Raw genomic sequence first — 7,876 nt, 5'->3', positions numbered from 1 at the left:
GCGGGGGTGCACGGCGAGGTCGGCGCGGCGCGGTGAGGTCGTCGCGCGTGTCCCACGACCTCACCGCGACGTGACGACCTCACTATGGCCGGGGCCGGGGCCGGGGCCGGGGCCGGGGCCGGGGCGGTCAGGCCTCCACGACCACCGGGATGATCATCGGCCGGCGGCGCAGGCGGTTGGACGCCCAGCGCCCGACCACGCGCCGCACGACCTGCTGCAGCTGCTGGGTGTCGATCGCTCCGCCGCGCGCCGCGTCCTCGAGGGCCGCGGTGACGTCCGGCAGGATCGCGTCGAACACCTTGTCGTCCTCGGCCACGCCGCGGGCCAGGATCTGCGGCTTGCCGAGCACCTTGCCGTCGGTCGAGCTCATGACCGCGAAGATCGAGATGAAGCCCTCGTCGCCGAGGATCCGGCGGTCCTTGAGGTCGGCCTCGGTGATGCCGCCGACGCTGGAGCCGTCGACGAACACGTACCCGCACGGCACGGCGCCGACGACGGAGGCCCGGCCGTCGACCAGGTCCACGACCACGCCGTCCTCGGCGAGCACCACCCGGTCGGCCGGGACGCCCGACTTCACGGCCAGGGCGCCGTTGGCGACCAGGTGCCGGACCTCGCCGTGCACCGGCATGACGTTGCGCGGCCGGAGGATGTTGTAGCAGTACAGGAGCTCGCCGGCGCTGGCGTGGCCGGAGACGTGCACCTTGGCGTTGCCGCCGTGCACGACGCGCGCGCCGAGCCGGGTCAGGCCGTTGATGACGCGGTACACCGCGTTCTCGTTCCCCGGGATCAGCGACGACGCGAGGATGACGGTGTCGCCGGGGCCGACCGAGATCTTGTGGTCGTTGTTGGCGATCCGGGACAGCGCGGCCATCGGCTCGCCCTGGGAGCCCGTGCACATGAGCACGAGCTCGTCGTCCCGCACGTCGTCCAGGCGCTTGGCGTCGACCAGCACGCCGTCCGGCACCTTGAGGTAGCCGAGCTCGGCGGCGATCGTCATGTTGCGGATCATGGACCGGCCGACCAGGGCGACCTTGCGCTCGTGCGCGGCGGCGGCGTCGAGCACCTGCTGCACACGGTGCACGTGCGAGGAGAACGACGCGACGACGATCTTGCGCGGGGAGGTGGCGAACACGTTGTCCAGCACCGGGCCGATCTCGCGCTCCGGGCTGACGAAGCCCGGCACCTCGGCGTTGGTGGAGTCGACCATGAACAGGTCGACGCCCTTCTCCCCCAGCCGCGCGAACGCGCGCAGGTCGGTGATCCGGCCGTCCAGCGGGAGCTGGTCCATCTTGAAGTCGCCGGTGTGCAGCACCGTGCCCGCCCCGGTGGTGACCGCCACGGCCAGCGCGTCCGGGATGGAGTGGTTGACCGCGACGAACTCGCAGGAGAACGCGCCGATCTGCTCGGTCTGCCCCTCCTTGACCGCGTGGGTCAGCGGGGTGATCCGGTGCTCCTTGAGCTTGGCCTCGACGAACGCGAGGGTCAGCTGGGAGCCGATCAGCGGGATGTCCTGGCGCAGGCGCAGCAGGTACGGCACGGCGCCGATGTGGTCCTCGTGGCCGTGGGTGAGGACGATGCCGTCCACGTCGGCCATGCGGTCGGCGATGTAGCTGAAGTCCGGCAGGATCAGGTCGACGCCGGGCTGGTGGTCCTCGGGGAACAGGACGCCGCAGTCGATGATGAGCAGGCGGCCGCCGTACTCGAGGACGGCCATGTTGCGGCCGACCTCGCCTAGCCCGCCGAGGGCCACGATGCGCAGCCCTCCTTCGGGAAGGGCGGGGGGCAGGTCGAGGTCGGGGTGCGGGTGGGACATGCTTCTCCTGTGCAGATCAGGGCGTAGCGGACAGGGCGTCGACCATGCCCGCGGCAGCAAGGCCCGCGCGCACCGCCTCGACGTCCTCGTCCGACGCGGCGACGTTGGGCAGTCGCAGGTGTCGGGACGGGATCAGGCCGAGGGACCAGACGGCGGCCTTGGCCGCGACCGCCTGGAAACCTCGGCCGTTGAGCGCGTCGATCGCCGGTGCGATCGACAGGAAGATCTCGAGCGCGCGGGCGTGGTCGCCCGCGTCGTGGGCCGCGGTGAGCGCGGCGAGCTGCGGGCCGGCGACGTGGCCGACCACGCTGACGATGCCGGCGGCGCCGTGCGCCAGGAACGGCAGGTAGAGCGAGTCGTCGCCGCTGTACCAGGCGAGCCCGGTCGCGGACGCGGCCTTGGCGGCGGCGTACAGGTCGCCGGTGGCGTCCTTCACCGCGACGACGCGGTCGTGGCGCGCGAGCTCGGCCAGGGTCTCCGCGGCGAACCGGACGCCGGTGCGGCCGGGCACGTCGTAGAGCATGACGGGCAGCGGCGTGGCGTCGGCCACGGCGGTCACGTGCGCCACCAGGCCGGGCTGGGACGGGCGCGAGTAGTAGGGCGCGACGACCAGCAGGCCGTCCGCGCCCGCCTCGGCGGCCTGCTCGGCCATCCGGACGGCGTGCAGGGTGTCGTTCGACCCGGCGCCGGCGACGACGGCCGCCCGGTCGCCCACGGCGTCGACGACGGCGCGCACCAGGTCGGCCTTCTCCGGCGCGTGCGTGGTGGGCGACTCCCCGGTGGTGCCGTTCAGCACCAGGCCGTCGTGCCCGTGGTCCACCAGGTGCGTGGCGAGGGAGACGGCGGCGTCGAGGTCGACCGAGCCGTCCTCCCGCATGGGCGTCACCATCGCGGTGAGCACCGCGCCGAAGGGACGCGACGGGGTGGCGGGGAGCATGGCCTCCACGGTACCGCCCCGCGCCGGAGCCGGTCGCACCCGTCCGCGGGTGGACCTGCCCGGCACGGGGCGGGGAGCGCTCAGGAGGCGCGGGCCGCGAGCCAGCCGGCCAGGCGGTCGGGCCGGTCGGTGATGACCGCGTCGACGCCCAGGGCCACCGCGGCGGCCCACTGGTCGGGCTCGTTCAGCGTCCAGACCTGGACCTGGCGTCCGGCGGCGTGCAGCCGCTCGACCAGGTCCGGGTGCTCGACGAGCAGCGGGCCGTAGGGGTTGACGGTCATCACGCCGAGCTCGTCCGCGACGCGGACCAGCTCGGCGACCCCGCCGTCCTCGGGCACCTGGAAGATCAGCAGCCCCCGGCGCAGGTCGGGGTCGGCCGCGGCCAGCGCCCGCACGGACTCCGGCCAGAACGACTGCCCGATCACCCGGTCGGCCAGCCCGGCCGCGCGGATCGCGTCCGTCACGGGTCGCACCTGCTCGACCGTGAAGGCGCCCTTGAGCTCGAGCAGCAGGTCGATCCCGGGGCGGCGGACCATCAGGTCCAGCACCTCGGCGAACGTCGGCACCCGCTGCCCGGCGTAGGCGGCCGCGAACCAGGAGCCCGCGTCCAGGGCCCGCACGGCGTCCAGCGTCATCTCCCCCACGGCGCCCTGGCCGTCCGTGGTCGCGTCGACGGTGTCGTCGTGGATGACCACGATCGCGCCGTCGGCGGTGGGCTGGATGTCGATCTCGATGCTGTGCGCGCCGGCCCGCCACGCCGCCTCGAACGCGGCGAGCGTGTTCTGCGGGGCGACGGCGGAGTTGCCGCGGTGCGCGACGACTGCGGGGGCCCCGGCGCCGGGGCCGCCCGAGAGGGCGACCCCGGCGGCCGGACCGGTGGCGGTTCCGGTCACAGGTACGGCTCCACGTTCTCCGTGTAGGCCGTCTCGATCTGCGGCGTCACGGACCCGAACGCCTCGGCCGGGTCGGTGCCCTCCAGGACGATCTGCTCGAGCGCGTCGGTGAGCAGCGCGTCGGCGCCCGGCACGAACACGCGGATGTAGTCCTGCGGGCGCGCCTTCTCCGCCAGCTGGTCGACCGCGGTGCGGAACTGCGGGTACTGCTCGTACACGGCCTTCATGGTGTCGGACTCGACGGCCGAGGTGCGCACGGGCATGTAGCCGGTCGCCTGGGAGAACGTCGCGGTGTTCTCGGTGTTCGTGAGGAACTCGAGGAACATCGCCGCGGCGAGCTGCTTCTCCGGGGTGCTGGAGGAGGAGATCGCCAGGCCGGTGCCGCCGGTCGGCGTGCCGCCGCCCTGGGGGCCGTCCGGCAGGTAGGCCGTGCCGACCTCGAACGAGGCCGCGTCCAGCGCGCCCTTGAGCGAGCCGGTCGAGCCGATGGTCGACGCGATGAGGCCGGACGCGAAGTCCGCCATCGAGTCGTCCGCCGAGACGGTGGCGATCGCGTCGTCGCCGTGGAACAGGTCCCGCAGGAACGCGCCGCCCGCGAGCGCCTCGTCGGAGTCGAGCGTGACGTCGAACTCGTCGGAGTACTCGCCGCCCTGGCCCCAGATCATGTTCTCGAACCACCAGGCGGACCAGGAGGTGCCGAGGCTCAGGCCGAACGGCGAGCCGCCCTCGGGCACCTGGGCCTCGAGCGCGGTGCTCCACTCCTGGAGCTGCTCCCAGGTCTCGGGGCCCTCGTCGGGCAGGCCGGCGGCCTGCCACATCGTCTTGTTGTAGTAGAAGAGCGGCGTGGAGCGCGCGTACGGCGCGGCCCAGTGCTGGCCCTCGTACTCGTAGTCGCCGTACAGGCCCTGCTGGAAGTCGTCCGCGTCGGCGTCGATCGCGTCGAAGACGTCGTCGAGCGGCATGATCTGGTCGTTCAGGTGGTAGCGGAACCACCAGACGTCGGACGCGATGACCAGGTCCGGCTTCTCATCCGTCTGCGAGGCGGCCTGGAACCGCTGGGCGACCTCGTCGTAGTTGGCGCCGGCGGTCACGAGGTTGACCGTGATGTCCGGGTTCTCGGCCTCGAAGTCGGCGATGAGCTGCTCCTCCACGGCCTGGGACTGACCGGGGTGGTTGCTCCACCAGGTGATCTCGGACGCGGGCTCGACCTGCGACCAGTCGGTCGCCTCGGCGGCCGCGGACTCGTCGGACGACGCGGCGGTCGACGGGCCGCCGCACGCCGTGAGCGCGAGCGTCGTGCCGGCGACGGCAGCGGCGACGGCCAGGGTGCTGCGGCGGCGCCTGCGGGGGTGGGACACGGTGGTGCTCCTTCGGGGGTTCGCGCGCCGCGTCGCGGCGCTCGGGGGCTGACGGGCGCGGGGGCGCGGCCGTCTGAGGCGGCCGGCGGACCGGCCACGTTCCGGGCGGGTCAGCCGGTGACGGCGCCCGCGGTGAGGCCGGCGACGAGCCGGCGCTGCAGGACCAGGAAGACGACGAGGATCGGCAGGGTCACGACGACCGTGGCGGCCAGCAGCACGCCCCAGTTGGTCAGGCCGTCGATGTTCTGCAGCAGGGTGAGGCCGATCGGCAGCGTCATCTTGTCGGCGCGGTCGATGACCAGGAACGGCCAGAGGTAGTCGTTCCACTCGGTGACGACGGACACGAGGGTGACCGCCGCGATGGTCGGCGTGCTCATCGGGACCACGAACCGCCACAGCTTGCGCCAGTGGCCGGCGCCGTCGAGCTCCGCGGCCTCGAGGATCGAGCCCGGGAGGGTCAGGAAGTGCTGGCGGAACAGGAAGGTCCCGAACGCGCTGGCCAGGCCGGGCACGAGGATGCCCTGGTAGGTGTTCAGCCAGCCGAGGTCGGCGACCAGGGTGTAGTTCGGGATGATCGTGACCTGCGGCGGGATCATCAGCGTGGCGATGACCAGCCCGAACACGAGCTTCTTGAACGGGATCTCGAGGAACACGAGCGCGTAGGCGCAGGTGAGGCCGAGGACCACCTTGAGGCCGGCGCCGACGACGGTCAGGCCGACGCTGTTCAGCAGCAGCCGGCCGAGCGGCACGGTGTCCGCGGCCTGGGCGTAGTTGTCCAGGCCGGGCGCGCCCGGCAGCCACTGCACCGGGAACTGGTACAGCTCCTGGGAGGTCTTGAGGCTCGCGAGCAGCATCCAGATCAGCGGGGCGCCGAGCACGATCGTCGCGAGGACCATCGTCAGGTAGCTGGCGACGTGCGGGCGCTGCCGGCGGCCCGGCCGGGACGACGCGGCGGTGGGCCGCACGTCGCGCCGGGTGGGCGCCGCGGGCGGGGTCGCGGCCGCGTCCTGCGCGGCGGGGCGACGGGGCGTCAGGACGCTCATGCGTAGTGGACCTTCCGCTGGACGAACCGCATCTGCACCGCGGTGACCGCCAGCAGCACGAGGAACAGGACGGTGGCGACGGCGGAGGCGTAGCCCGCGCGGCCGTTGACGAAGCTCTCCTGGTACACGGAGTACATGAGCGTCGTGGTCGACCCGAGCGGGCCGCCCTGGGTCATCGCCTTGATGATGTCGAACGACTGCAGCGAGGCCAGCATCATCGTGACCAGCAGGAAGAACGACGTCGGGGTGAGCAGCGGCAGGATGATCGACCGCAGCGTCCGGGACGAGGACGCCCCGTCGAGGGCCGCCGCGTCCTTGAGGTCCTGCGGGACCGACTGCAGGCCGGCCAGGTAGATCAGGGCGACGTACCCGAGGTTCTTCCAGAGGTACACGACGATCACCATGACCAGCGGCCAGGGGCGCTGGGTGTACCACTGCGGCGAGGAGGCCCCGACCCAGCTCAGCACCTCGCGCATCAGGCCGTACCGCGGGTCGAAGATGAACAGCCAGAGGATGCCGACCGCGAAGCCCGAGAGCACGTAGGGCGCGAACGCCACGGTGCGGGCGAAGCCCCGCCCGCGCAGCTTCTGGTTGAGCAGCACCGCCAGGCCGAGGCCCAGCAGCATCGCGCCGCCGACCGTCGCGACGGTGAACACCACGGTGGTCGTCACGACCTGCGTGAAGTTCCGCGAGGTGAACAGCTCGACGTAGTTGCCGAGCCCGATGCTGCGGGCGACCGGCGAGCCGAGGTTCCACTGCAGCGTGGACAGGTAGAACGACTGGATCAGCGGCCGGTACACGAACACCAGCAGCAGGGCCACGTTCGGCCCCGCGAGCAGCAGGAACCAGAGCAGCGCCGACCGGCGCTTGCGCGTCTGGAGTGCGCCGGGCCGCCGGGGCGCACCCGAGGGTGCGGCCGCCGGTGGCGGGGCGAGGACGTCGGCAGAGGTCACGGGGAGGAGTCCGCTTCGTTCGGGGGGCAGGGTGCTGGCCCGCTCCGTCGCCGGCCCTGGACACCCTGCCCCGGCGACGCCACCGGGGACGAGGCCCCCGGGGGTGCGTTCCGCAAGGCTTCCCGGGTCGTTCACCCGGGGTTCCGCGGCGTCACCCGGCGGTCAGCGGCAGGACAGCGTCCCGACCGCCCGGCCGGGACGTCCTACCCTCGTCGGGTGCCCGCCCGATCCCCGGCGGACCCCCCGGACCCCGCGGTCCGGTCGGCCGTCCGCACCGCCCTGTCCGTCTCCGTGGCCACCGGGCTGTACGGCGTCTCGTTCGGTGCGCTGTCCGTCGCCGCCGGCCTGGACGTCCCGCAGACGATGGCGCTGAGCCTGCTCATGTTCAGCGGCGGCTCGCAGTTCGCCGCCGTGGGCGTGGTCGGTGCCGGCGGTGGCGTCGGGGCCGTCGTGGCGACCGCCGGGCTGCTCGGGGCGCGCAACGGGCTGTACGGGGTGCAGGTGGCGCCGCTGCTGGGCGCCTCGGGCTGGCGCCGCCTGCTGGCCGCGCACCTCACGATCGACGAGTCCACGGCGGTCGCGACCGCGCAGCCCACCCGCGCGTCGACCCGCGCGGGGTTCTGGTGGACCGGCGCCGGGGTGTTCGTGCTGTGGAACGCGTTCTCGCTGCTGGGGGCGCTGCTCGGCGACGCGCTGGGCGACCCGCGCCGGTACGGGCTGGACGCGGCGGCCGGGGCGGCGTTCCTCGCGCTGCTGTGGCCGCGGCTCACCGCCGACGACCGGCGGACGACCCGGACCGTGCGGCTGGTGGCCGGGGCGGCCGCCGTGCTCGCGCTGGCGCTCACGCCGGTGGCCCCGGCCGGGGTGCCGGTGCTGGCG

At 73.4% G+C, this 7,876-nt stretch carries 7 protein-coding genes; 1 reads left to right on the top strand and 6 read right to left on the bottom strand.

From position 1 onward, the window contains the following. Positions 1 to 127: 127 nt before the first annotated feature. From FA014_RS16300 to FA014_RS16275, 6 genes are all read right to left on the bottom strand, one after another. The gene (locus tag FA014_RS16300; RefSeq protein ID WP_154730699.1) at positions 128 to 1,813 is read right to left on the bottom strand and encodes a ribonuclease J; all 1,686 of its coding nucleotides are present in this window, start codon (positions 1,811 to 1,813) and stop codon (positions 128 to 130) included. 16 nt (positions 1,814 to 1,829) lie between these two features. Further along, complete coding sequence (gene dapA, locus FA014_RS16295; protein WP_154730698.1) at positions 1,830 to 2,750, bottom strand: 4-hydroxy-tetrahydrodipicolinate synthase; 921 nt, start codon at positions 2,748 to 2,750, stop codon at positions 1,830 to 1,832. A gap of 80 nt (positions 2,751 to 2,830) precedes the next feature. After that, entirely contained in the window at positions 2,831 to 3,643 is an 813-nt protein-coding gene (locus tag FA014_RS16290; protein WP_154730697.1) for a glycerophosphodiester phosphodiesterase, read from the bottom strand. Further along, positions 3,640 to 5,001, bottom strand: coding sequence for an ABC transporter substrate-binding protein (locus FA014_RS16285; protein WP_154730696.1), 1,362 nt, complete (start codon positions 4,999 to 5,001; stop codon positions 3,640 to 3,642). The genes FA014_RS16290 and FA014_RS16285 overlap by 4 nt, the downstream gene beginning before the upstream one ends. A 110-nt stretch (positions 5,002 to 5,111) precedes the next feature. Further along, positions 5,112 to 6,044: a carbohydrate ABC transporter permease gene (locus FA014_RS16280; protein WP_154730695.1), complete on the bottom strand. Its 933-nt coding sequence runs from the start codon at positions 6,042 to 6,044 to the stop codon at positions 5,112 to 5,114. Next, the gene (locus FA014_RS16275) at positions 6,041 to 6,997 is read right to left on the bottom strand and encodes a carbohydrate ABC transporter permease (RefSeq protein WP_154730694.1); all 957 of its coding nucleotides are present in this window, start codon (positions 6,995 to 6,997) and stop codon (positions 6,041 to 6,043) included. The genes FA014_RS16280 and FA014_RS16275 overlap by 4 nt, the downstream gene beginning before the upstream one ends. Before the next feature lie 216 nt (positions 6,998 to 7,213). Between FA014_RS16275 and FA014_RS16270 the strand changes: the two genes are divergently transcribed. After that, on the top strand, positions 7,214 to 7,876 hold a 663-nt coding region (locus FA014_RS16270), incomplete at its 3' end, for an AzlC family ABC transporter permease (protein WP_154730693.1).

The organism is Cellulomonas hominis, assembly GCF_005239125.1.
GTDB lineage: Bacteria > Actinomycetota > Actinomycetes > Actinomycetales > Cellulomonadaceae > Cellulomonas > Cellulomonas hominis_A.
Note: the sequence above shows the minus strand (reverse complement) of the source record. Positions and strands in the feature narration are given on the sequence as shown.